Here is a 23250-nt window from a genome sequence, read left to right as displayed (position 1 = left end):
GGCTACCCCTTATTTTAGCTCATGCGACCGCTCAATAACAGCCATGCCGCCTCCTTGCGATAATTTGCCGCATTCACGAAAAGCAAAATGGCTGCAGCCGGCACATCTGCCGGCATCCAGTTGGGTCAAAGCATAATCAATCGCTTCGCCCGTATGCCGGAATAGATGAGTGGCGCCGATTCGCGCAGCCAGACCGGTCTTCTCCAATAGCTTCATAGGCTGCGGCCGGGTCCCCGACAAAAGAACCCGGCCGCCTGAACGCTCGAACCGGTTCACCAGGCGGGCCAGATTATATTCGCCGGTCGTATCCATAAAAGGGACCTTGCCCATGCGCAGAAGCAGGATCCGGGGCACTGCATCCATACCCGCCATGAGCGACTCTTCGAATAAATGGGCGGCGCCGAAGAAGAGCGGACCATCTACCGTGTAGATGCTGATTTGGGGGCAGTCATGGCCATCCGACACCATATAGGCCTTCACCTTCCCGTGCCTGGCGAGCGGGTCTGGCAGCATCTTGGAAACGTCCAGATTCTGGCTCATCCGCTTCACGAAGAGAATGACGGCCAGCAGGAGCCCCACCTCAACGGCGGTTGTCAAATCCGTAAATACGGTCAGCGCAAAAGTAAGGGCAAGAACGAGGGAATCACTTGTTCTTGTCCGGAGGACATGGGCAAATTCATGCCGCTCGCTCATATTCCACGCCACCAGCATCAAAATGGGGGCCATGCTGGCCAGTGGAATTTCCGAGGCGTAGGGGGCGAATAAAACAAGCACCAGCAGCACGACAATGCCGTGCACAACGCCGGAGAAAGGGGATACGGCCCCGCTTCGGATATTGGTTGCCGTCCGGGCAATGGCTCCGGTTGCCGGAATGCCCCCGAACAGCGGGGTGATCATATTGGCAATTCCTTGCCCGATCAGCTCCCGGTTGCTGTTATGGCGGCTGCCGGTCATGCCGTCGGCAACGACTGCCGACAGCAGCGATTCGATGCTTCCAAGCATCGCGATAATAAAGGCCGGCCGGAGCAGAGCTTCTATTCGACCCCATGTCATGTCCGGCAGATGAAACTGAGGCAGCGCACTCGGGATGGCCCCGAAGGAGGAGCCGATGGTCGCGACATGTCCGGGGAAGCATACAGCCGCAATGACCGTGGAGATAAGAATGCCCAACAAGGAAGCCGGAACCTTCGGCATCCATTTGGGCGCAAGCAGGAGCACCGCCAGGCAAATCGCCGCCGTCAGGACGCTGTAAAGATTGACAGTCCCCAAATGCAGGAGGATTTCCTTCATGTTCGGCACGAAATTCTCATGTTTTGCGATCCCGCTCAGGCCCAGAAAATTGGCAATCTGTCCGCTGAAAATAATAACGGCGATCCCCGAGGTAAAGCCGATGGTAACAGGGCGGGGGATGTAACGGATGAGCACGCCAAGCTTGAATATTCCCATGAGCACAAGAATCATCCCGGCCATGAAACCGGCGAGGAGCAGATCCTCATAACCATACTGCATGACAATGGCGAAAAGGATGGGGATAAAGGCGCCGGTTGGGCCTCCAATCTGAAATTTGGAGCCGCCGCACAAGGAAATGATGATACCGGCGACAATAGTCGTATAGATGCCGTACTCCGGCTTGACACCAGCGGCAATAGCAAACGCCATCCCCAGCGGAATGGCGATTATGCCCACAATCAGACCTGAAACAAGATCCTTGCGGAGGGCGGCTGCATGATAGCCCTCGAACCTTCCTGACCATCTCATCCTGATACCTTCTTTTCTTTATATATTTGATTATTTGAATATATACAGGATGAATGGTACTCCTTGTGGAGAGATGCTGTCAAACATGAAATTCCGCTGCTTTTTACGAAAGCGCATGGAAAGAAACAAAAAAACAAGGGTATCCTGAATCATGCTCAGGAATGCCCTTGTTCTGTCGGTCAAGTCTCTTTTCGAATATCTTCCAGCAGCGAGATGGCATCCACAAGGTGGTTGTCAAAAATCCGCCTCGTTACGGCGAGCAGATCCTTGATCAGCGGATCTCTTAAGGAATAGATGACCGAGGTGCCATCCTTAATGCCATAAACCACATTTTTATTCCGCAGCACCGACAATTGCTGGGATACGGCGGAACCCTCCGAGCCCAGAATGCTCTGCAGCTCGTTTACGTTTTTATTTCCTTCGCACAAGGCTTCCAGAATCCGGATTCTCATGGGATGAGCCAGCGCTTTATAGAAATCGGCTTTAAATTGTTGGATATTCTGGTGGTGATTCATTGCAGCCCTGCTCCTTCACCCGATAAACTTTTGAAGATATGAATATAATAGCATAGTTTATCAAGGGGGAGCATCAAGAGAACCGGTTGGCGCTGTCTTCAGCGGCGATACAGCAAGGTTTTTCCGGGATGCAGTGGCGAAACCCGAGGGGGTGGTGCGTGTAAGCAGGTTTTACCTTGCTGGAGCTTTCGATTGGGCCGAGTTGACCGCTGATTCAGCGTGCAGCAAGGTTTTTCCGCGGTGCGGATATGCACCGTCATGCAGCGCCACAGCTCGCGCTGGTAGCAGCGCGCGGTGCCCGCTGCTACAAAGGCCCGCTGACGGGAATGCGGATCTGCACGGTCGTGCCGATGCCGAGACGGCTGAAGATATGCACGCCATAGCGTTCGCCGAACGTCATCCGGATGCGGCGGTCGACGTTGCGGATACCGTAACCGGATTTGTCTTCCTCATTCCCACCGCCGCGCACGAAAGCAAGTCTCTCCGGGCGCATGCCCATGCCATCGTCTATCACCTCCAGCACAAGCGTGCCGCCCTGCGTCCTGGCCCGGATAATAATGTTGAGCGGCGCCTCGTCGTCCCAAATGGCATGGTTGATGGAGTTCTCGATGAAGGGCTGCAGCGCGAGCTTGACAACCGGGTAAGGCGATACCGTTTCGTCGATATCATAGTGAATATTGAGCATTCCCTCGAACCGCAGCTGCTGTATGGCTACATAGGCCTGGGTCAGCTTCAGCTCCTCGCCAAAGCTGATGATCGTCTTTCCTTTGTTGAGGGAAATCCGGTAGAATTTGCCCAGATTCGTCACCATCTTGTGAATCCGGGCATCCTCGCTAAGCATCGCCAGAGCGGAAATGGAGGCCAGCGTGTTGTACAGAAAGTGGGGATTGATCTGCGCCTGCAGCATGCTCATCTCCGCTTCCTTCTTGGCGATTTCCTTCTTGTAGACAACGGTGATCATTTCCTTCAGACGGCGGGACATCTTCAGCATGGCGAAGGCCAGCTGTCCGACCTCGTCATGGCCCATAAACGTGTCAGGCATGCTGAAGTCCTCACGCTCAATGCGGCGGGTCAGCTGGAGCAGCGTCTCGATGCGTTTGGTAATTAACCGCGCCGTCAGATAGATGAGCAGTATGGCGAGCCCGACGATGAATACAGCCAGCGTGAACAACCGGGAAAAAGCCAGTTTGACGTTTTTAATCAGGCTGTCGTAGGAGACGATAGAGACCGTCCTCCATCCGCTGCCGATGCTGTTGTAGACCACATATACGCGCTCCCCCTTGTAATGCCCCATGAAGCTGCCATCGGGCTCCGCGCTCCAATTCCCCTGAACAAGCCCGGCCAGCGGCTGATTGAGAAGCGTCTTGTCGCGGGCAGAGACAATTGCACCCTCCTCGGAGACGATGAACAGCTCCTTATTCTTGTTTTCTTTCTCAATCAGCGCGTAAATATCGGCTTCCGGGATCTCCATGGTCAAATAGCCGTAGGGATAATTAAGGCTGTTGTTATCGAGCAGACGCGCGAGTACGACCCGGGCTGGCTTGCGCTCCTCGATTCCCTTTACAACCTGATCGTCAGGCGGATTTGTCGCCGTCATGACGGTGAATGTGACGCTTCCGTAGGATTTGCTGACAGGCTCGTACCACGGGCTGCGCCTCATCTTCTCATCCGCTTTGCGCAGGAACACATTATCCGCCGGAATGGTTTCATTATGCGTATAGATGGTCATGCTCATAATCTCGTTATTGGTGGTAAGTATATTCTTGAAGGTGCTGTTGATATAGGAATAGGCGTCGATAAGCGAGCTTTCGCTGGAATAGGTTTGAATCAGAATATCGCGCAGGCGCGGGTCCAGATATAAGGAAGAGGAGACCTTGGCGTAAGCGTCCAGCTTCGTTCTCAGGTTGGCGCTGATCTGGTCGGTCGTGACCGCCATGGAGGCATACGTTTGCCGGGTCAGCTCGGCTTTCATCGTTCCATAGGAATAGAAGGCGAAGAATAGGAGCGGCGCGACCGCAACCAGCGCGAAGACGGCGAACAGCTTGTTGCGAAAGCGAATATTCAGAAAAGGCCGGGTAAGGACGCGCTGAAGCCCGCGGAGCAAGAAGCATTCCTCCTCAAATTTGTTTACGGTAATGATTCGGCGTCATCCCGGTGGTCCGTTGGAAAACCGAGCAGAAATAGGAAACATTCTCGTAGCCGACCCTGCCTGCGACTTCATGGATTTTGAGCGATTTGTCCGAGAGCAGCATGGAGGCCCGCTCCATTCTGCGGTCTGTAATCGCCTCGAGAATCGTCTTGCCGGTCTTGTCCTTGAAGATCGACCGGATATAATTCGGCGACAGATATACTTCTTTGGCAATCTCTTCGACGGTAAGGGAAGTCGAGTAGGAGCGGTCGATAATCTCCTGCACATGCCTGGCCACATGCTGGTGCCGGTCCTTGTCCTTGTCTGCCAGCGCCATAGCAAGCGTACTGCATACGTGGAGAATATGTGCTTCAATTTCTTCCAGCGTGGCACAGTCGTTCATGATGATCCACTCGCTGTTGAAGGGGCGGTGCTGCTCCTTGAAGGCTCCGGTAAAATGCTGCTCGACAGCCGTAACCAGCCGGACGGCGGCGCTGCGGGCAAGCTGGGGATGAATATGGCGCTCCCTCAGATCGGCGGTGAAGCGCTTAATCTCCAATTCCGCTTCCTCCGGCAGCATCAGGCCGATCAGGCGCCGCAGCGTCTCGAGGCTGCCGCCGATCTCGACCTCCCCCATGACCGTGCCGCGGAGCTCCTCAGCAGACAGCAGCGCTCCGCTGCCATAATAGAAGCTTTGCCCTGATGCGATGCGGGCTTCCTTCACCAGTTCCCCCGCATCCTCCAGCCGTTCGCCCGGACGGGACAGCCCGATGGTCAGGGCGAGCGGGAATTCCTCGCCGATTGTCTTCTGGAGCTGCCGCAGCGGCTCCGGATCCCCGTCAAGCAAAGAAGCGGGGAGCAGGGCGACGAAAGCGCCATATCCCCAGTCGATCAGCTCGCCCGCAAATCCCATGGCCTGGAGCTGGCTGCGAATGGAAACACGGACGCTGCGCTCAAGCGGCCCCAGGACGTCCGGCCCTGCAGAGGGCGCCGCCAGTTCAGAGGGAGAGGCCCCGGCGGTTTGCATATAGACTGCCGCGTACCTCCACCTGAGCGGCAGCCTGCGGTCGAGCTCGGCAAGCTGGCGGGCAAGCTGCGCCCGGCCCTGCTCCGATTCCTCCAGCAGCAGCTCGCGCAGCAGCTTCTCCTTCGCCAGCGACTCAGAACGGGCGGCCAGCCTGGCCTCCTGGCATTTGAGCTTCACCTTCTCCATCAGCTGGGCGAGCTCATCGAGATCGACAGGCTTCAGCAGATAGCCGGTCGCTTCCACCGCAAGGGCGCTTTTAATATATTGAAACTCGTCATGCCCGCTTAAGAATACGATGGATATCTGCTTGTGCAGCCCTTTGGCGCGTCTGGCAAATTCCAGTCCGTCCATAATGGGCATCCGGACATCCGTCAGAATGATGTCAGGCAACAGCTGCTGCGTAAGCTCCAGAGCCTCGCGGCCGTTCTTTGCCGTTCCAACCACGCGGATATCCATATCCGACCAGGGAACACAGTCAGTAAGCGCTTGCAATTCCATTTTCTCATCATCAACAAGCAGAATCTTATACAAGGGAAGACCACGTCCTTTGCCGCAGGAATAGGATAACAGCTGAACTTTATTGTAGTCGGTCTGACGCATTTCAACAATCATCCGGCAGGAATTCCGTTATTTTGGACTATGAATCGGAGAATTCTGGCATATAATCCTCCCCGCTGCTGAATTTATAATGAGGGTACTTCAAGGGCGAATGCGACTTGGCACAAAAGGAGGAATTGGCATGAGAGCCTACGCGGACGCACAAATGCCGGGCAAACCACCCCAAACGCGAGGACGTTCATGGAAGCGCTTGCGGCAGCAAAAGTGGCTGTGGCTGATGATTTTGCCCGCGTTTATCTGCACGCTGCTGTTCTCGTACGGCCCGATGTTCGGACTGTACATGGCGTTCATTAATTACCAGCCGGGAGGCGCTTCCTTCTTCGGCTCGTTCTTCCACAGCGACTTTGTGGGGCTGCAGTGGTTTGAATATTTTCTGAATAACGGCGACTTCCGCATTATTCTGCGAAATACACTGGCCCAGAGCCTGCTCAGCCTGCTGCTCGGCTTTCCGGCACCGATTATTCTGGCGCTGGCAATCAACGAGGTGAGGCAGCGGGCTTTCAAACGGGTGGTGCAGACCGTATCCTATCTGCCGCATTTCATCTCCTGGGTCATCGCCGCGAATATTATCGTGACCCTGCTCGCCTCGGACGGTCTCCTGAACAAGGTGCTTGTACTGCTCCATGTGACGAATGAGCCGATCGCTTTTTTCCAGAACGGGCATTACTTCTGGTGGATTATTGCTTCCTCCAACACCTGGAAGGATATGGGGTTCAACGCCATCATGTATTTGGCTGCGATTGCTTCCATCAATCCGGAGCTGTATGAGGCGGGCAGAGTGGACGGGGGAAGCAGGTGGCGCCTGATGCTGCATATTACGCTGCCGTCTTTGAGGCCGACCATCGTCATTCTGATGATTCTTGCGGTGGGCGGCGTGCTGAATGCGGGATTCGACCAGCAGTATCTGCTGCAGAACGATACGATCCTCCAGTATTCGGATGTTATCGATACCTACACGTACCGGTATGGATTGCAGAACAGCATGTTCTCCTACGGCGCGGCTGTGGGGCTGTTCAAATCCGTTGTCGCTTTTATGCTGGTGCTGATGGTGAACAATATCGCCAAGCGGGTCAACGATCAGTCGCTGTTTTAAATCTACGGGAATCTCTGAAAGGTCCTCTTGAACACGAACGATATGGGGAGATACCCGTACTTGCCGCCCGGCAGAGAAAGGAGTACAAGCATGGAAAGCAAAAGCATGGGAGACAGGGTCTATATCTCGGTTGTTTATCTCTTCTTGCTGGTTGTGCTGTTTGCGACCTTCTATCCGTTTTGGAACATATTGGTTTTGTCGGTCAACAGCGCGTCCGATACGATTAAAGGCGGCATCTACTTCTGGCCCAGAGAGTTCTCCTTTACCAGCTACAAGCAAATTCTGACCGATTCCGAAATTCTGAACGCCATCGTCGTGACGGTGGCGCGGACGGTCATCGGAACGCCGCTTACAGTACTGGTCATCAGTCTGCTGTCTTACCCGTTAAGCAAGCGCGATCTGTTCATGCGCAGGCCCATTACGCTTTATTTTATCTTCACGATGTATTTTGGCGGCGGCCTTATTCCGTATTATATGGTTCTGAAAAGCCTGCATCTGATCGACACGTTCTGGGTCTATATCGCCCCGGGGCTGATGAATGTGTTCTATATGATTCTTGTGCGGACCTTCATCGAGCAGCTGCCCAAGGAACTGGACGAATCGGCCAAAATCGACGGAGCCAACGACGTGCAGACGTTTATCAAAATCATTTTGCCGCTGACGATGCCGGTGCTGGCTACGATTGCCCTGTTCACAGCCATTGGACACTGGAATGCCTGGTTCGATTCCTATGTTTTCACGTACAAGTCCAGCCTGAAGACGCTGCAGGCCGTGCTGGTCAAGATTCTCAATCAATACCAGACCGGCAGCATGGTATCGGATGCGCAGAAGACGGCGGATTCCGCCAAACGGCTGGCGGTCTCCCCGGATACGATCCGGATGGCGGCCACCATGGTGGCAACGCTGCCCATCGTGCTTGTCTATCCCTTCCTGCAGCGGTATTTCGTGAAGGGCATGACGCTGGGCGCGGTGAAAAGCTGACGGTCAGCGTAATGAGCGCACGCAGCCACAGGGAAGAAACTCACGCTGCCGCCAAGGGTCGGCGCAGCCGTTTCTTCTTGCCATTATAGAATGTATTAGCTTCCCTTTTATCCATTTCTATAAGGTTTATGGGAAGAAACTCACACTGCCGCCAAAGGTCGGCACAGCGTTTCTTCTTACCAGGCAGCACATTCCGGGCCCGGTGCACCGGATCTATGAAACTCACATTTGAATGTAGGGGGAAAAGAACATGAAGAAGAAGAAAACAGCCTCCATTCTGATGATGCTGGCGCTGGCCGGCTCACTGCTCGCAGGCTGCGGCAACAGCGGCAGCAACGGAGGAAGCAATGGCGAGGCCGCCAATAACGCAAATGCCGGAAGTCAAAACACAGGCGGGGATCCCGCCAAAATTTCGGAGCCGCTTACGCTCACATTCTTTGACAAAAACACGGGCGATGCTTTTACGAATGAAGTCGCCAAGGAAATTACCAAGCGGACCGGCGTAACGGTGGAAATCCAGCAGCCGACCGGCAACCCGGCGGAGAAATTAAATCTCATGCTTGCCAGCAACGATCTGCCGGATATTGTGCTCCTGGACCGGGGCAGCGACATCGTGAACAAATATATCGCCGCTGGCGCGATTATTCCCCTGGATGATCTAATTAAGAAATACGGTCCGGATGTGCAGTCGCAGTATGGCGATGTGCTCAAGAAAACCCGCTATACGGATGGCAAGAACTACTATCTCTCCAACTGGTACGGCATGGATACCGATCCGGTGCTCGGGATGAACATCCGCAAGGACGTCCTGACGGAACTGGCCCCGAATAAGGCGGAGGGCGGCCAGCCGTTCACAACGGATGAATTTACACAGCTGCTCAAGGATTATAAGGCCGCTCATCCGTCCGTCGACGGCAAACCGACGTTTCCGCTTACCTTCAATGCCGAGAATATGGGAGCCGTGCTGGGAACCTTCAAAGGCATGTGGGGCTTGAAAACCTATTATGAGGACGGCGGCAAGCTGAGATTCGATGTCGAGGATCCGAAATACCGGGAAATGATTATGTACATGAATGATTTATACCGTCAAGAATTAGTCGACCGCGATTGGGCGGTCAGCAAGACGCAGACCTGGGAGCAGAAGCTGTCCAACGGCATCGTGTTCTCGACGCCTGGCGCTTACTGGGATGTGGGCAACGCCAATAATGCGCTGAAAAAAACCGGCGGCGAAGATATGCAGATGATGGCCTACAAGGTTGTAGCTCCGGGTGTGGATCCCGCCAAAACCACATTTGGGCCGCGTAGTCCACTTGGTTGGGACGCCATCGCCATTACGAAGAACAACAAGCATCCGGAAGAGACGATGAAATTCATGAATTATCTGGCGAGCGACGAAGGACAGTACCTGCTGATGTGGGGAATCGAGGGCGTGCACTGGGATATGAAGGACGGCAAGCATACGCCGCGGCAGGAAACGCTTGACGGTCTCCAGAACGATAACCCGGACGATCCGATGAAGAAAGCGGGCATCCGCAAATGGACCTGGTTCATCAAGAACGGCGCCGGCAGCGATGGTACGCCGTACGGCCTGGGACAATACAACCGCAATATAATCGATAAAATGGCGATCAAGAACCTGGCTGATACCGTATTTGACTCGTCGCCGTACGATAATCTGGGACCGCAGGGCGGAACGCCGGAATCGCTCAATTACCAGAAGGTTCAGGATGTCATCAAGCAAAGCATCACCAAGATCATTATCGCAGGCGATGCAGCGACGGCCAACTCCATGTACGATGCGATGCTGGACCAGATCAAGGCGGCCGGCGGCGAGAAGGTCGAAGCGATCATCACGGATAATTACAACAAGCGCATGGAATTGTGGAAGTAAGCTGCTGTTTTAGAAGGGTCGGCGATGAAACGACGGGGAACATTTTGTTCACCAGCTTCCAGGAAACGGCAGAGATCAAACAAAGGCAGAGGAGGAACGCCAAATGAACACCCGGCTTATCAGGATAGAGACGGAAGCGGACAAAACGTCGGTATCGCTGGATAACGGCATCCTGACATTGACGGTTGATCTTGGGAGCGGAAAATATGGCATACGCTGGAGGGACGGCTCCAGGCTGATTGGAATAGACTCGGGCTTTAGTCTGGATGGATCCATCCGCCGCGCTTCGGAGTATGAATCCCGCCAACTGAATGCAGCGGCAGCTGATGAGGTTTCCGATGCCATCGGCACAGGGCGGTGCTTGACGGTTCTGCATACGGGGGAGGGCCTCCCCCTGCTTCGCCAGCAGTTCACGGTGTATGAGGAGCAAGCGTATATCACCGTGAAGCTGGAGGTCGATGCGGAATCCGGCGGCAATCTGGAATCGAACTATATGGCCCCCGTCCTTGCGGATGCCTCATCAGGACCGTTCATGTCGCTGGGGCTGCCGGAGGGTCACGCTCTGCAGGCGCTGCTTGTCCCTTTCGATAACGACAAATGGGTGCGTTATGAATCGGTTTCGATGCCGGGAGAGGTGGAAGGCTATGAAGCGACGGCCCTCTATGATCCTGCATCGGGCAAAGGCATGGTGATGGGCTCGGTTACGCACGATACATGGAAGACGGGTCTGCGGGTAAGGAGCGCCGCCGCCGGATGCGTGGAGAGCCTGGAGATTTATGGCGGCGCGGCGGGCGAGCTTAGCCGGGACTCCATCCCGCATGGAGCCATTGCGGGGGCGGTGCTTGAATCGCCGGTTATTCTGCTCGGCTCCTTCGGGAGCTACCGCGGCGGATTGGAGGCATTCGGGCATGCCAATGCCGCCTTTGCGCCTGCGCTTCCATGGGAGCATGGCGTGCCTTTCGGATGGAACAGCTGGTCCGCCGTCGGGGGGAAGCTGGATTACGATGTGTACAGCAAAACGTCGGATTTTCTCCGGAAGCTGCAGGACAATGGATTTAATAAGGAAGGAACCGTCTATGTAAACTTCGATTCCTTCTGGAATAACCTGACGCCGGAGCAGCTGGAAGCCGCTGTGCGGCAGGTGAAGGATAACGGGCAGAAAGCCGGTATCTATTGGACTCCGTTCGCGTTCTGGGGCACCGGCTTCGAGCGCGAGGTGGAAGGAACGGAAGGCCGCTTTACGTATAACGATATGCTGCTGCGGGACAGGGAGGGAAATCTGCTGCCGAGCCTGGATGGAGGGCTGGCGATTGATCCGACCCATCCCGGCAACCGGCTGCGGACGGATTATCATTTGAAGCGCTTCGTGGAGTGGGGCTTCGACTATGTGAAGCTTGATTTTCTGGGACATGGCGCGCTGGAGGGCAGCCATCACAATCCGGATATCCGTACGGGAATTCAAGCCTATAATTTCGGGATGGATTATATCGTGCGAAGCCTCGACCCGCAGAAGATAGGCAGGCCCTTCCATATCAATCTGTCCATCGCGCCGATCTTCCCCCATATCTACGGACACAGCCGGCGCATATCCTGCGATGCCTTCGGAACGCTGGCGGATACCGAATATATGCTCAATTCGCTGACCTACGGGTGGTGGATGAACGGAACCATTTACCGTTATAACGATCCGGACCATACGGTGCTGTATCAGAGCTTCAATCAGGAACCTACCTCGTACCACGAGGGGCGCAGCCGGCTCAACGCTTCCGTCATAGCCGGCACCCTGATGATGATGGGGGATGATTTCCGCAAGGAGGAAGCCTGCCTCCGGGCGGAGGAATGGCTGGCGAATCAGGATATCGTGGCGCTTGCGGGCCTCGGCGAGACCTTCCTTCCGCTTGTGGAGGCAGAAGGCCCGGCAGCGGCGAACATCTTCGGGCTGGTCCGGTCCGAGAGCGGGAAAGACTGCATCTATCTGGCTGTCTTTAACTTTCAGACCGATGCTGCGGCAGAGATTACGGTTCTGCCCGACGGGATCGGGCGTTGGGAAGAAGATACGCCGTATACGCTCAAGGACTTATGGTCAGGCGCTGCCTGGGCTGCCCGGGGCGGAGTTCGCATTGAACTGGAGCCTGCCGAATCCCGGCTGGTCAAGCTGATGCTGGAGTAAGGGTTTCTCTCTGTTTGTATCGAAGGATCGAACGAATGGCCTTTTTTTAAAGAATGGAGAGCAGACCGGCTTGAGGTCTGTTTCTCCTATTTCCGCCGCTATCTGGCTGTTGTATGCAGTTAGAGGCTGAAGGATGTGATTGGCCAAAATATCATTATTCGCATGGTTTGTCCTGAAACCATGTATGATTCGCGGGCTGCCAGACGGCGGGCGAAAACGCAAACGCACACAGCGAGTTCTATTTTATAGAAGCGAGGGAGAGGAATTAATAATGAAGAAAACGCTTTCGTGGATGCTTGTTCTGACGCTTATATTCGGCATCATGCAAACAGCTGCTGCTGCGGATAATGAACCGCTGGAGCAAGATCCGGCTATCGGCGCTGCAGACGGCACATCGGGGGAAGACGCTGCCTTAATCATGGATACGCCGGCTCAGTCAGCGGCCGGCTCTGTTACACAGTTGACCTATGAAGCGGAGGCTTCGGGCAATACGCTTGGAGGCAATGCGGGCGTAAGCAATTGCACGGCCTGCTCCGGCGGGAAGAAGGTAGGCAATCTGTATGGAGGCGGCAGCCTGCGTATCAACAATATTAACGTGCCGGAAGCGGGGCCTTATTATGTGGTTTTTACTTACATATCCGGCGATCCCAGAAGTGCGGATATCAGCGTGAACGATGGCGCGTCCCAGCATGTGGAGTTCGCAAAGACCGCGGATTGGGATACGACGGCCCAGATGCGGCTGACGCTTCATTTGGCCGCAGGCAGCAATCATATTGATTTGTCTGACGGAGGCGGCTACGCGCCTGATTTTGACAAAATCGATATTTCCCCGGCTTCGCTCGGCTATGAAGGCGAAGCGGCAGGAAATACCTTTGCGGGGAATGCCTCGATCTCAGACTGCGCAAGCTGCTCGGGCGGCAAGAAAGCAGGGAACCTGTATCAGGGAGCTTCTGTGCAATTTAACGACATCTTCGTTCCGGAGGAGGGCGCCTATGATCTGACGTTCGCCTATATTTCCGGAGATCCGCGTTCTGCCGATGTGAGTGTGAACGGGGGTCTGGCCCAGACGATCTTGTTCGCCAGCACAGCGGATTGGAACACGGTAGGAAACCAGACGATTACCGTGACATTGGCAGCAGGAACGAATACTCTCCTGTTCTCGGACGGAGGGAGCTATGCCCCTGATCTGGACCGGATTATCGTCTCGCCAGGCACCGGAAGAGATGTATTGCCCTGTGAGAAAGCGCCGGAGACAAGCTTGCCGCTTGGCGCCCCTGTTGCCAGCAAAACGGAAGGGTCCATCGTCATTACCGAATATGCCGGCGCGGTCGTCGTGCAGAACGGCGATTATACGATGACGTATCGAACGGACAGCGGACTTGCGGAGTACGCATGGAACGGACGTGTGATCGTCCGGGGGGTATACAGCAAATCCGGGAATAATATCAGCAGCTGCTACAGCAGCCACAGCTTCTCCATGTCCGATGTGCAGCCGGTTCAGGACGGCTTCGGCAGCGGGGCGAAGATCAAGCTGGCCAACACGGAAGCCGGCAAGCCAACGCTTAATCAGTGGTATACGTTTTATCCCGATCAGCCCTTCTTCTTCGCACAGCTGGAAGCGGTCTCCGATTCGGCTATCGCGACCAATTACATGGCTCCTGTGATCACCAATACGACAGGCGGCGTGGATATCGGCAGCTATGGGGATGGCCGGGTGCTGGCTCTTCCTTATGACAATGATATGTGGATTCGTTCACAGGCCGTGCCGATCAATTCGGAGGACACCAGCTATGAGGTATCGGCCATCTATGATAACGAGACCCGCGAGGGGCTGGTCGTCGGCTCGGTGAAGCATGATGTCTGGAAGACGGGCATTCATTTTATCGGCAGCAATGACCGCCTGAACAGCCTTGAATTATACGGCGGGGTCTCCTCGGCCAAGACGCATGATTCGCAGCCGCACGGCAGCTTGTCCGGCACGAGTCTGTGGTCGCCGCAAGCTTTCGTCGGTCTCTACGACGATTACCGGACGGGCATGGAGGAATACGGGAAGGCGAATGCCGTCATCACTCCGCCGCTTTCCTTCAGCAGCGCCGTTCCGGATGCCGTTCCGATGGGCTGGAACAGCTGGGCGGCTTATGCCGACAAGCTCAGCTATCAGGACGTGCTGGATACCTCGGATTATATCAAGCAGAATTTGCAGGATAAGGGCTTGTCCAACGACAATACCACTTATGTCAACATGGATTCCTATTGGGATAATCTGTCGGATGAGCAGCTGGCCGATGCGGTCGCCCATATCCGGGCCAACGGGCAGAAAGCCGGCATCTATTGGGGGCCGTTCGTCTATTGGGGCGACAATATGAGCCAGAAGGTCGAGGGATCCGATTATACCTATGGCGACATTCTGCTGCGCGATTCCGCCGGCCAGCTGCTGCCCAAGCTCGACGGCGCTTACGCGGTTGATCCGACCCATCCGGGGGCGAAGAAGCGGATGGATTATTATTTGAACAAGTTCAAATCGCTGGGCTTTGAATATATCAAGCTGGATTTTCTGACCCATGGCTCATTGGAAGGCTCACATTATGATCCGCTGGTGGAGACGGGAACCCAGGCGTATAACATGGGCATGGCCTATGTCAACTCGCTGGTGGCGGACAGCATGTTCATCAGCACATCGATTGCGCCGATGTTCCCGAGCCAGTACGCACACAGCCGGAGAATCGCTACCGATACCTTCGGCAGCATCTCGGATACGGAATTTGAGCTGAACGCGTTAACCTATGGCTGGTGGCAGAATGGAACCATTTATCCCTATATGGACCCCGATCATATGGCATTGACACGGGCCGGATCGCTGGAGGAAGCCCGTTCAAGAGTAAATTCCGCTGTTATTACAGGTACGGTATTCCTGGATTCGGACGATTTCCATGATGCCAAAGCGCAGGAGTACGGCGAAGCGCTGCTGACCAATACGGATGTGCTGAACCTGGCCAGGAAAGGAGAAGCGTTCCGTTCCGTGGAGGGAAATACGGGCTCCAAGGCTTCCGATACCTTCGTGCTGAATGATAACGGCACCTATTATCTTGCCGTATTCAACTATAGCGGCTCTGCGACGGAGAAGACGGTCAACCTGGCAAGAGCAGGTCTTGCGGGTGATGTGGCCTATGAAACGCTGAATCTCTGGAACGGCGAGACCTCGCAGACAGAAGGGACGCTTCAGGTGAATTTGGAAGCCAAGGCCTCCAGGCTGTTCCGATTGTCGGCGCCGGATTCAGGCGGAGATAACGGAGACGGTGACGGCGGAAATGGCGGGAACCCGGGAGATGGAGGAAATGGAGGGAACGGGGGGAACCCTGGAGATGGTGGAAATGGCGGAAATGGCGGGAACCCGGGAGATGGAGGAAATGGAGGGAACGGGGGGAACTCTGGAGATGGTGGAAATGGCGGAAATGAGGGGAACCCGGGAGATGGAGGAAATGGCGGGAATGAGGGGAACCCTGGAGATGGAGGAAATGGAGGGAACGGGGGGAACCCTGGAGATGGAGAGAACGGAGGTGACCCTGGAACTGGAGGGGGTGACGGGAACGGCGGCGGCGGAATGACAGGCGCTCCCGTCGTAACCGCCGGCAGTTTACCGGCTGGGGATTTGTCGAATGCGGTGACGACCAATTCTGATAGCGGCGACATTCTTCGTATGTCGCTCTCCGAGGCCAAGGCCCTTGAGGCTCTCAAGGCGGCAGGGAGTATAAGCGCCTTTGTTATTTCGCTTCCATCTCAGGAAGACCGGCGCGGCTTGGCGGCCGAGATTCCTGACGGCATTATACAAGCGGCCTTGGAGCAGGGTGGCGCTAACGCTTCCTTGCTTGTGAAGAGCATTTATGGAGACTATAAGCTGCCGCTCAAAGCGCTGCAGCTTCCGGATGGCGCAATACTGCAAATTAAAATCGCTTACTCGGACGAGACTGCCGCCGCGGCGATCCGCTCAGCGCTCCCGGCCGGTTTCAAGCTGGGGCATGCCGTCGATTTTGCCATTCTGGCTGTAGATGCCTCCGGCGGGATCATCGACGAGAATCCGTTGAAGGAAACGTATGTGGAGCATGTGATTCACGGGGGAAGCGGCAGCGGTGGAGCAGCCGTCAGGCTGTCAAGTGAAGGCGGACTGGTTCCTGTGCTTGCATCGTTCTCTTCAGAGGCGGACGATAGCGGCGAAGTGACCGTGCGCAGCCGGGATAACGGCGTATATGCCGTCATATCGGGGACGAAGTCTTTTGCGGATATTCAAGGGCATTGGGCTCAGCGGGAAATCGAGAATTTGGCTTCGCGTCTGATTTCAAACGGGATCACAGAGAACTCTTATGCTCCGGCTGAAAATGTAAACCGTGCGGAGTTCGCGGCGCTGCTGGTCCGGGCAATTGGTCTCGGGGATCTGGAAGGAAGGGCTTCTTTCACGGATCTGAAGCAGGATGACTGGTTCGCCGCTGCTGCGGGAGCGGCAGCCTCTATGGGTCTGGTGAACGGTTATGAGGACGGGACATTCCGGCCCCAGGCACCGGTGACGCGGCAGGAGATGGCGGTTATGCTTGCCAGGGCCGCGGCCTTCATTGACCGGACCTTGCCTTCGGGAGATGGTCTTACCGGTTTCTCTGATAAACCTGCTGCGGCGGATTGGGCACGGGAGGCACTGTCAGCCATGGTAGAGTCCGGTGTTATGCAGGGAGACTTGGAGGGGCGGATTCTTCCTGAAGCTGCGCTGGCAAGAGCAGATACGGCTGTTATGCTGAAACGTTTTCTGGATTTCGTCAATAAGTAAATAGAATGAACCTATGAGGGGGGCGGCGGTTTGCCGCATCCCTCATTTTCATTGAGAAAAAGTGTCAAAAGTACAATTGAATGATGCACCGCAAATGATATAAGATGAGGTTATCAATCTTGCAAAACTAGCAATCCAAAAAAAAGGAGCTGGGCAAATGGCTGTTGATGTGTATTTGAATTTTAATGGTAATTGTCGAGAAGCAGCAGAGTTTTACTCGGAGGTTTTTGGAGCGGAAAAACCTAAATTTATGACTTTCGGAGAAACGCCGCCGAGCCCAGAATATCCGCTTCCGGAGGAAGCCAAAAATTTGATCATGCATACGAGGCTTAATATTTATGGAAGCAATGTGATGTTCTCCGATGTATTTCCCGGCATGCCGTTTGTTCAAGGCAACAACATCAGTCTGGCCATCGTTGTTGACAGCCAGGAGAAACTCCAATCCGCGTTCGATCAACTCAAAGAAGGCGGCAAAGTGGAAATGGAGCTTCAAGAAACATTCTGGAGCAAATACTACGGCAGCGTGGTGGACAAGTTCGGCATCCACTGGCAATTTAATCTTGGAATAGGTGAATGGTAAAATATCGTTTTTATACAAGCTTTTTGGACAACCTCTGTGCTTCCGGCGCAGGGGTTTGTCTTTTATATAAGGTTGTTCTGCCTTTAATGGGCTTGAATTTTAACCATACTAAGGAATATGGCAGCATTGAGCATACCGCCATGTACAGCATGACTTGACTTTAATCAAACGGTCATTCACTATAAGAGCATGAGACACAAAGACGAGAACAAGAACGAAGCGATCTTTCAAGCCACAATTGAATTGTTGAACGAAATAGGGTTTTCAGACATTTCGATGTCCAAAATCGCCAAGCGGGCGAATGTCTCGTCTGCGACGATTTATGTTTATTTTGAGAATAAGGAGGATATGCTCGGCAAGCTTTATGTCAAAGTCAAAGAGAAGATGAGCAGGCAGCTGATTCATGATATTGATGACAGCATGCCTACACGGCAGATATGCGAGCAGTTCATGAGAAATTCCATGCGGTTCATTCTGGAGAACAAGGATTATTTCTTGTTTCTGGAGCAGTTCTCAACCTCGCCGCTTGTAGATAAATTATATCTTGATGATACGGCATCAATGTTCACTGCGATCCACGAGTTTGTCGAGAAGGGGAAACGAAACGGTGAGCTAAAGCCGCTGCCGACACTCTTTCTGCTGAGCTATTGCTATTTTCCTGTCACACAGCTGGCCAAAGCCCATTTTAAAGGGGAATTTGAAGCTAATGAGGAAAATTTGCAGCAAATTGTACGCATGAGCTGGGATGCCATTAAAGCTTAATGGCATCTTTTTTTGTAAGAAAATAGCCGATCTGCCGACTGCCGCAGCTATGCTCGATACCTGTTTTTCGTTTGTGGAATGACCTGAGTCAAAGAAAGAATGCCGACGGCGATGGGGAACACGCTATTACAAGTCCAGCTTACACTGCCTTTATTCCTTCATAGATATAAAAGACGGCTCGGGTGCAATGCCCCGAACCGTCTTTTGGCTTCTTTATGGGTTTGCTAAAAAAATCCCTACGAGCCGTACAATACAATTTCAGCCGTCTGTGAACGTTCCGAGCTGAGCGTAATGCGCAGGTAACGCGTCGAAATCGACACAGGATGTCTGCTCCATTCTCCGTACAGCTTCATTTCATGCCGTTTGTGCCAACGGGAAGCAGCAAGGTCGTACCGCTTGCGGCATTGGAAATAGCGGAGACGAGATTCGCGTCGTCCTTTGTTTTCATGGTCAAGTAATACCTGGTATCACCGGGAAGCGGAACGGTCAGCGATTGGCTGGTTCCCGCTGCTGCAGGCAGGGGAATGTTCTTTAACCGGGATGGCGCTTGCAAAATTGGCGTCCGTGATGGGCGCGGTGCTGACACGGATGGGTAAGACGCCGCCGTGCCCGTCGTTCCGTCGTCGCCCGGCGCCGTCCAGGTCAACTGCAGGGACGACACCGTTGCCGAGCCGGCCTCAAGATTGCCGACCGGCGGCAGGGTGGTCACATCGTCATCGGCGTATTTGGCAGGCTGAATATAAGAATGTTTCGTGTTCGGCGCTACTATTTTATCTTTTTGCCTGATCATAAAGACGGCGGGGGGCATGCTTCCATGGGGGAACCCTGTCCGGAAAGGCCTAATATGTTAAACTGATAGAGGAATGGAAGTGCTTATGCAGTCCCCCTGGAAGGAGTTTACATGAAGAAACCAAGAATAGATGAAATCGAAATGCTGCGGGGAATGGCGTTTCTGGCGGTCGTGATGCAGCATGCCCTCGCCCACTATTTTCCCATGACGGACACGCGTCTGGAGGATGGAGTGATTCTCGGTCTGCTGCTGCTGCTGTCCAAGTTCGCCGTTCCGCTGTTCGTGTTCATTACCGGGCTCGTGCTCTTCTACAATTATGACGGAGACATTCGCTATGGCGCGTTTATCCGCAAGCGGTTCAAGGATGTCATCCTGCCTTATATTCCATGGGCCGTTCTATATGCCGTGACATTCCAGCGGCTCAATCTCTACGAGGCAGGCTCGCTGCCGAAGCTCGGGATGATGATTTTTACGGGAAAAGCGTCCTATCACCTATGGTATATCGTCATGATTGCCCAATTTTACTTGCTGTTTCCGCTTCTCCAGCGAATGGTCAGAAGGTGGAAGCCAAAGTCGGTCCGGACAGCCGCGATAATCGTTCTGGCTCTGGGACTGCTTTATGTGTGGCTGATGGATCAGGGCGGCGCTGTCTACCGCTCGGCGGATGCATGGGATATCTCTTTTCTGAGCGCGTTCTTCACTGCCTATCTCGATCGCAACGCACTGATGTTTTTCTTTTATTTTGCGCTTGGAGCGGCGGCGGGCCTGTATCTGGATCATTGGCGTGCATGGCTCATCCGCTGCCGTCACTACCTGACCGCCTTGTATGCGCTCATGGTTTGCTGGATGCTGTATGTGGTCGTATCTCATTTCAAGCTGTATCCGGACGTTATTATCCGCTATGATGATTTGTCGCTTCTGAGGCCAGAGATGGCCGTGTTCCTCACGGTTTCGGTGCTTGCCGTATATGCGGCCTCGATCAGCTTTATGAAGAATGCACCCGTCTGGCTGCGGCAGATGCTCACCCTGGCGGGCATCTACTCGTATATCGCGTATCTTGCGCATGCTTATATGCTGAGGTACACCGAGCTCGCGGCGGACTGGCTGCTTCCCGGCGGCTCCATTACGCTGCGGACGCTGACAGCCTTTGCGCTCAGCGCAGTCGTCTCGGTGGCGCTTGCTTACCTGCTGCGTCTGATCGTTCAGGGAATAAAAGCTTCCCGCCAGCATGGCAGGAAGGCAGGCCAGCCGTTATCCTTCTGAATAAACGCAGTATACGCCAAGAAGAGCAGCTTCCCCTCTCAGGGGAATGCTGCTCTTCTTGTATCGGGCTTTGGTGAAGGGATTCGGAAAGAATGCTCATGCCGGTCGATCAGCTTCATTTGACTTCGAGGGGAGTCAAATAGATCAAATCGTCCCGGCGCTTCCTGCGGAATTCGCCCGGAGGCGAGCCCGTCCATTTCGCGAACTGGCGGATGAAGCTCTGCACATTGTCATATCCGACGCGCCGTGCAATCTGCTCGATGGAGCCCTGCGTGTTCAGCAAAAGCTGCATGGCCTCCTGCTGGCGGAGGATGGAGAAGTAATCCCGCGGCGACATCTGGTACATCTGCTGAAAAACGCGGTAGCAGTGCCTGCGGGTAAAGCCCAGCTTGAGCGCAATTTCCTCCAGCCAATTGGCGGACCATGCATGCTCCTCATCCTGGGGGGAGGCAATCAGGGTCTCGATTTCTCTGGCAATTTGTACAGGCAGGTTGCCGGCAAGCTTGGCCGCGTGATCGCTGTTCAGCCTGGTGAAGGAATCCTCAAGCTGCTCCAGCAGCGTATAGAGTCTGTGAAATATGGAGATTCTGGAAGCACCGTCCAGCAGAAGCTGCAGAATCGCCTGTACATCCGGCAGAATCTGCCGGTTAAGCATCCCGCCCTCCGGATAATAGATTTGGGATGAGCCGCCGAGCAGCTGTAGAAATACAGGATCATCGATCTGGATATGCATCACAAAATATTTTAAAGGAGCGGGCTCATCCGCGCTGAAGGCGTGCAGCTGCATAGGCGGAATAATCAGCAAATCGCCGCTGCGCTGCCTGTATTCCCCGTTTCCGGTAAGGACGGTCTGGCAGCCTTCCAGCACGAGATTGATTTCGACCATCCGGTGATGAAGATGCCGCTGGCAGGACCAGGGTCTCGTTACTTCCCCCGTGTGGGCGCCGTACAGGTAAATCTCCGATTTGCTGTTGGGAAAGGCGTGCGCGAATTGTTTGTCCCCGTCCGGATTCATAACGCACCCCCAAATGTCACAATTGGTTAACTATTCTCTCCCCGGCAGGCGGCCTTTCGTTATTACTTCCTCATGCAAAGGATTCTATACTACTTATAGGAACGATTACAAGAATACTGCCTTTCCTATGGGAAGGGCAACGGGGAGCTGGAAGCTATGGCATTGGCAATAAGAAGAGAACCGGATATGATTCTGGTCGAAACGGATAACGGCTGGCAAACGGCTAATCGCAGCGGCGACGGGATCTGGAGCGGCGGCGGAGTTGAAATAACGCTGCACAGCAGGAATGATTCTTGCTCTGTCGGGCTGTCTGCGCCGCTGCTGGCGGTTAAGACGGTCAGGCTGTATTGGAAGCAGAATGTGACAGGACGGCTTGCCGTTCTGGGCGACCATTGGGAGCGGGCGTATGGCGATCTGGAGTGGAGAGGAATCGTGCCAGAGCGCGTCATGCCCTGGTATTTTCTTACGAATGACGGCATTGTGACTAACGGTTACGGCGTCAAGACCGGGACGGCATCCTTATGCTATTGGCAGTTTGATCAGGATGGCATTACGTTGTCGGCGGATGTCCGCTGCGGCAGCGAGGGGGTTCAGTTGGGCGGTCGCAAGCTTGTGGCGGCCGAAATCGTCGGTTATGAGGGAAAAGAAGGGGAAAGCGCATTTGCCGCGGCAAGCCGCTTCTGCTCCGTGATGTGCGAGAATCCCGTGCTGCCGGACCAGCCCGTATATGGCGGGAACAACTGGTATTACGCTTACGGGAACAGCTCCCACGCGGAGATTCTGGAGGATTCCAAATTCATGGCATCTCTGTCTTCTTCCAGCATGAACCGTCCCTATATGGTCATTGATGACGGCTGGCAGCTGGCCAGCGGCGGGGGAGCCTGCAACGGCGGGCCGTGGAGAGGCAATTCCCTCTTCCCCGAGATGGACCGGCTCGCGCATGAAATGAAGGATGCCGGCGTGAAGCCGGGCATCTGGTTCCGTCCGCTGCTGACCAGTGAAACAGTCCCGGATGAATGGCTCCGGTACAGCGCCAATAACGGGTATGTGCTGGATCCCAGCGTGCCGGATGTGCTGAACGATATTGCCGAATCCGTCGCCAGGATGGTGTCATGGGGCTATGAGCTGATCAAGCATGACTTTTCCACCTTCGATATGCTGGGCCAGTGGGGCTTCCAGATGAAGTCGAAGACAAATGCTCTGCCGCAGCCTTTTCACGACCGTTCCAGGACAACGGCCGAGATCATCCTGGAGCTGTACCGCGTTCTGGCCCGGGCCTCTGGCGGCAGCGTCGTCATCGGCTGCAATACGATCAGCCATCTGTCGGCGGGATTATTCGAAGTGCAGCGGACCGGGGATGACACGAGCGGGAAGCTGTGGGAGCGGACCCGGTATATGGGCATCAATACGCTGGCGTTCCGCATGCCGCAGCATGGAACATTCTACAGCCATGATGCGGATTGCATCGGCATTACCGAACAGGTGCCATGGGAGCTGAACCGCCAGTGGCTGGAGCTGCTGGCGGGAAGCGGCACGCCGCTGTTCGTCTCGGCATCGCCTTCTGCCGTAACGAAGCAGCAGCAGCTTGAGCTTCGCGCGGCCTTTGAATTGGCCGCACAGCCTCTTGCACCTGGCGAGCCGCTGGACTGGATGGAGACGACCTGCCCGCGCCGCTGGCTGCTTGGCGGGAAGGAAACCCGTTTCCAGTGGAACCAGGTATCCGCTGAGCTGCAGTCCGACATCGACAATATCTGGTGGAAATAAGTACAAAAAAAGGACTGTGCGGGGTGCAACTGGAACTCCTATCAGCAGTGATAGTTATAGGACATCAAAGAGATTATTGAGC

15 protein-coding genes are annotated in these 23250 nt (G+C 54.7%); 9 read left to right on the top strand and 6 right to left on the bottom strand.

Annotation, left to right across the window (positions count from 1 at the left end; all coding sequences use genetic code 11):
- Positions 1 to 9: 9 nt before the first annotated feature.
- The 4 genes from AC0YNV_RS33615 to AC0YNV_RS33600 all read right to left on the bottom strand — a co-directional run bounded on the left by AC0YNV_RS33615 (position 10) and on the right by AC0YNV_RS33600 (position 6040).
- Complete coding sequence (locus AC0YNV_RS33615; protein WP_475771940.1) at positions 10 to 1758, bottom strand: SulP family inorganic anion transporter; 1749 nt, start codon at positions 1756 to 1758, stop codon at positions 10 to 12.
- Positions 1759 to 1937: 179 nt separating this feature from the next.
- Positions 1938 to 2273, bottom strand: coding sequence for an ArsR/SmtB family transcription factor (locus AC0YNV_RS33610; RefSeq protein WP_475771939.1), 336 nt, complete (start codon positions 2271 to 2273; stop codon positions 1938 to 1940).
- Positions 2274 to 2577: 304 nt separating this feature from the next.
- Complete coding sequence (locus AC0YNV_RS33605; RefSeq protein ID WP_475771938.1) at positions 2578 to 4377, bottom strand: sensor histidine kinase; 1800 nt, start codon at positions 4375 to 4377, stop codon at positions 2578 to 2580.
- A 13-nt stretch (positions 4378 to 4390) separates the two neighbouring features.
- Entirely contained in the window at positions 4391 to 6040 is a 1650-nt protein-coding gene (locus tag AC0YNV_RS33600; RefSeq protein ID WP_475771937.1) for a response regulator, read from the bottom strand.
- Between the two features lie 127 nt (positions 6041 to 6167).
- On the opposite strand from AC0YNV_RS33600, the gene AC0YNV_RS33595 reads away from it, so the two are divergent.
- The 7 genes from AC0YNV_RS33595 to AC0YNV_RS33565 all read left to right on the top strand — a co-directional run bounded on the left by AC0YNV_RS33595 (position 6168) and on the right by AC0YNV_RS33565 (position 18336).
- A complete protein-coding gene (locus AC0YNV_RS33595; RefSeq protein WP_475771936.1) occupies positions 6168 to 7139 on the top strand; it encodes an ABC transporter permease in 972 nt (323 codons plus the stop codon).
- A gap of 90 nt (positions 7140 to 7229) precedes the next feature.
- Positions 7230 to 8120 carry a carbohydrate ABC transporter permease gene (locus AC0YNV_RS33590; RefSeq protein WP_210046239.1) on the top strand — a complete coding sequence of 297 codons (891 nt, stop codon included), beginning with the start codon at positions 7230 to 7232 and terminating at the stop codon, positions 8118 to 8120.
- A 250-nt stretch (positions 8121 to 8370) separates the two neighbouring features.
- The gene (locus tag AC0YNV_RS33585; protein ID WP_475771935.1) at positions 8371 to 10011 is read left to right on the top strand and encodes an extracellular solute-binding protein; all 1641 of its coding nucleotides are present in this window, start codon (positions 8371 to 8373) and stop codon (positions 10009 to 10011) included.
- Between the two features lie 103 nt (positions 10012 to 10114).
- Positions 10115 to 12181, top strand: a complete 2067-nt coding sequence (locus AC0YNV_RS33580; RefSeq protein WP_475771934.1) for an alpha-galactosidase — start codon at positions 10115 to 10117, stop codon at positions 12179 to 12181.
- 271 nt (positions 12182 to 12452) lie between these two features.
- Positions 12453 to 16994, top strand: a complete 4542-nt coding sequence (locus AC0YNV_RS33575) for an S-layer homology domain-containing protein (RefSeq protein ID WP_475771933.1) — start codon at positions 12453 to 12455, stop codon at positions 16992 to 16994.
- A 157-nt stretch (positions 16995 to 17151) separates the two neighbouring features.
- Positions 17152 to 17574: a VOC family protein gene (locus AC0YNV_RS33570; protein WP_210046235.1), complete on the top strand. Its 423-nt coding sequence runs from the start codon at positions 17152 to 17154 to the stop codon at positions 17572 to 17574.
- 189 nt (positions 17575 to 17763) lie between these two features.
- Complete coding sequence (locus AC0YNV_RS33565; RefSeq protein WP_475771932.1) at positions 17764 to 18336, top strand: TetR/AcrR family transcriptional regulator; 573 nt, start codon at positions 17764 to 17766, stop codon at positions 18334 to 18336.
- A gap of 349 nt (positions 18337 to 18685) precedes the next feature.
- Here AC0YNV_RS33565 and AC0YNV_RS33560 read toward each other — a convergent pair whose 3' ends face one another.
- Positions 18686 to 19126 (bottom strand): hypothetical protein, encoded by a 441-nt coding sequence (locus AC0YNV_RS33560; protein WP_475771931.1) that lies wholly within the window; start codon positions 19124 to 19126, stop codon positions 18686 to 18688.
- A gap of 111 nt (positions 19127 to 19237) precedes the next feature.
- On the opposite strand from AC0YNV_RS33560, the gene AC0YNV_RS33555 reads away from it, so the two are divergent.
- Complete coding sequence (locus AC0YNV_RS33555) at positions 19238 to 20389, top strand: acyltransferase (RefSeq protein WP_475771930.1); 1152 nt, start codon at positions 19238 to 19240, stop codon at positions 20387 to 20389.
- A gap of 115 nt (positions 20390 to 20504) precedes the next feature.
- Here AC0YNV_RS33555 and AC0YNV_RS33550 read toward each other — a convergent pair whose 3' ends face one another.
- The gene (locus AC0YNV_RS33550) at positions 20505 to 21404 is read right to left on the bottom strand and encodes a helix-turn-helix domain-containing protein (protein ID WP_475771929.1); all 900 of its coding nucleotides are present in this window, start codon (positions 21402 to 21404) and stop codon (positions 20505 to 20507) included.
- 156 nt (positions 21405 to 21560) lie between these two features.
- On the opposite strand from AC0YNV_RS33550, the gene AC0YNV_RS33545 reads away from it, so the two are divergent.
- Positions 21561 to 23168 carry an alpha-amylase family protein gene (locus AC0YNV_RS33545; RefSeq protein ID WP_475771928.1) on the top strand — a complete coding sequence of 536 codons (1608 nt, stop codon included), beginning with the start codon at positions 21561 to 21563 and terminating at the stop codon, positions 23166 to 23168.
- The last annotated feature ends 82 nt before the right edge of the window (positions 23169 to 23250 follow it).

Source organism: Paenibacillus sp. JT31N11 (assembly GCF_056269285.1).
The sequence above is the reverse complement of the archived record's forward strand: the minus strand, read 5'-3'. Positions and strand labels throughout refer to the sequence as shown.

Coding starts and splice junctions, on each gene's coding strand:
- AC0YNV_RS33585 (WP_475771935.1), top strand. CDS start 8,371: ATGAAGAAGAAGAAAACAGCCTCCATTCTGATGATGCTGGCGCTGGCC.
- AC0YNV_RS33595 (WP_475771936.1), top strand. CDS start 6,168: ATGAGAGCCTACGCGGACGCACAAATGCCGGGCAAACCACCCCAAACG.
- AC0YNV_RS33600 (WP_475771937.1), bottom strand. CDS start 6,040: ATGATTGTTGAAATGCGTCAGACCGACTACAATAAAGTTCAGCTGTTA.
- AC0YNV_RS33580 (WP_475771934.1), top strand. CDS start 10,115: ATGAACACCCGGCTTATCAGGATAGAGACGGAAGCGGACAAAACGTCG.
- AC0YNV_RS33610 (WP_475771939.1), bottom strand. CDS start 2,273: ATGAATCACCACCAGAATATCCAACAATTTAAAGCCGATTTCTATAAA.
- AC0YNV_RS33590 (WP_210046239.1), top strand. CDS start 7,230: ATGGAAAGCAAAAGCATGGGAGACAGGGTCTATATCTCGGTTGTTTAT.
- AC0YNV_RS33555 (WP_475771930.1), top strand. CDS start 19,238: ATGAAGAAACCAAGAATAGATGAAATCGAAATGCTGCGGGGAATGGCG.
- AC0YNV_RS33545 (WP_475771928.1), top strand. CDS start 21,561: ATGGCATTGGCAATAAGAAGAGAACCGGATATGATTCTGGTCGAAACG.
- AC0YNV_RS33575 (WP_475771933.1), top strand. CDS start 12,453: ATGAAGAAAACGCTTTCGTGGATGCTTGTTCTGACGCTTATATTCGGC.
- AC0YNV_RS33565 (WP_475771932.1), top strand. CDS start 17,764: ATGAGACACAAAGACGAGAACAAGAACGAAGCGATCTTTCAAGCCACA.
- AC0YNV_RS33615 (WP_475771940.1), bottom strand. CDS start 1,758: ATGAGATGGTCAGGAAGGTTCGAGGGCTATCATGCAGCCGCCCTCCGC.
- AC0YNV_RS33560 (WP_475771931.1), bottom strand. CDS start 19,126: ATGATCAGGCAAAAAGATAAAATAGTAGCGCCGAACACGAAACATTCT.
- AC0YNV_RS33550 (WP_475771929.1), bottom strand. CDS start 21,404: ATGAATCCGGACGGGGACAAACAATTCGCGCACGCCTTTCCCAACAGC.
- AC0YNV_RS33570 (WP_210046235.1), top strand. CDS start 17,152: ATGGCTGTTGATGTGTATTTGAATTTTAATGGTAATTGTCGAGAAGCA.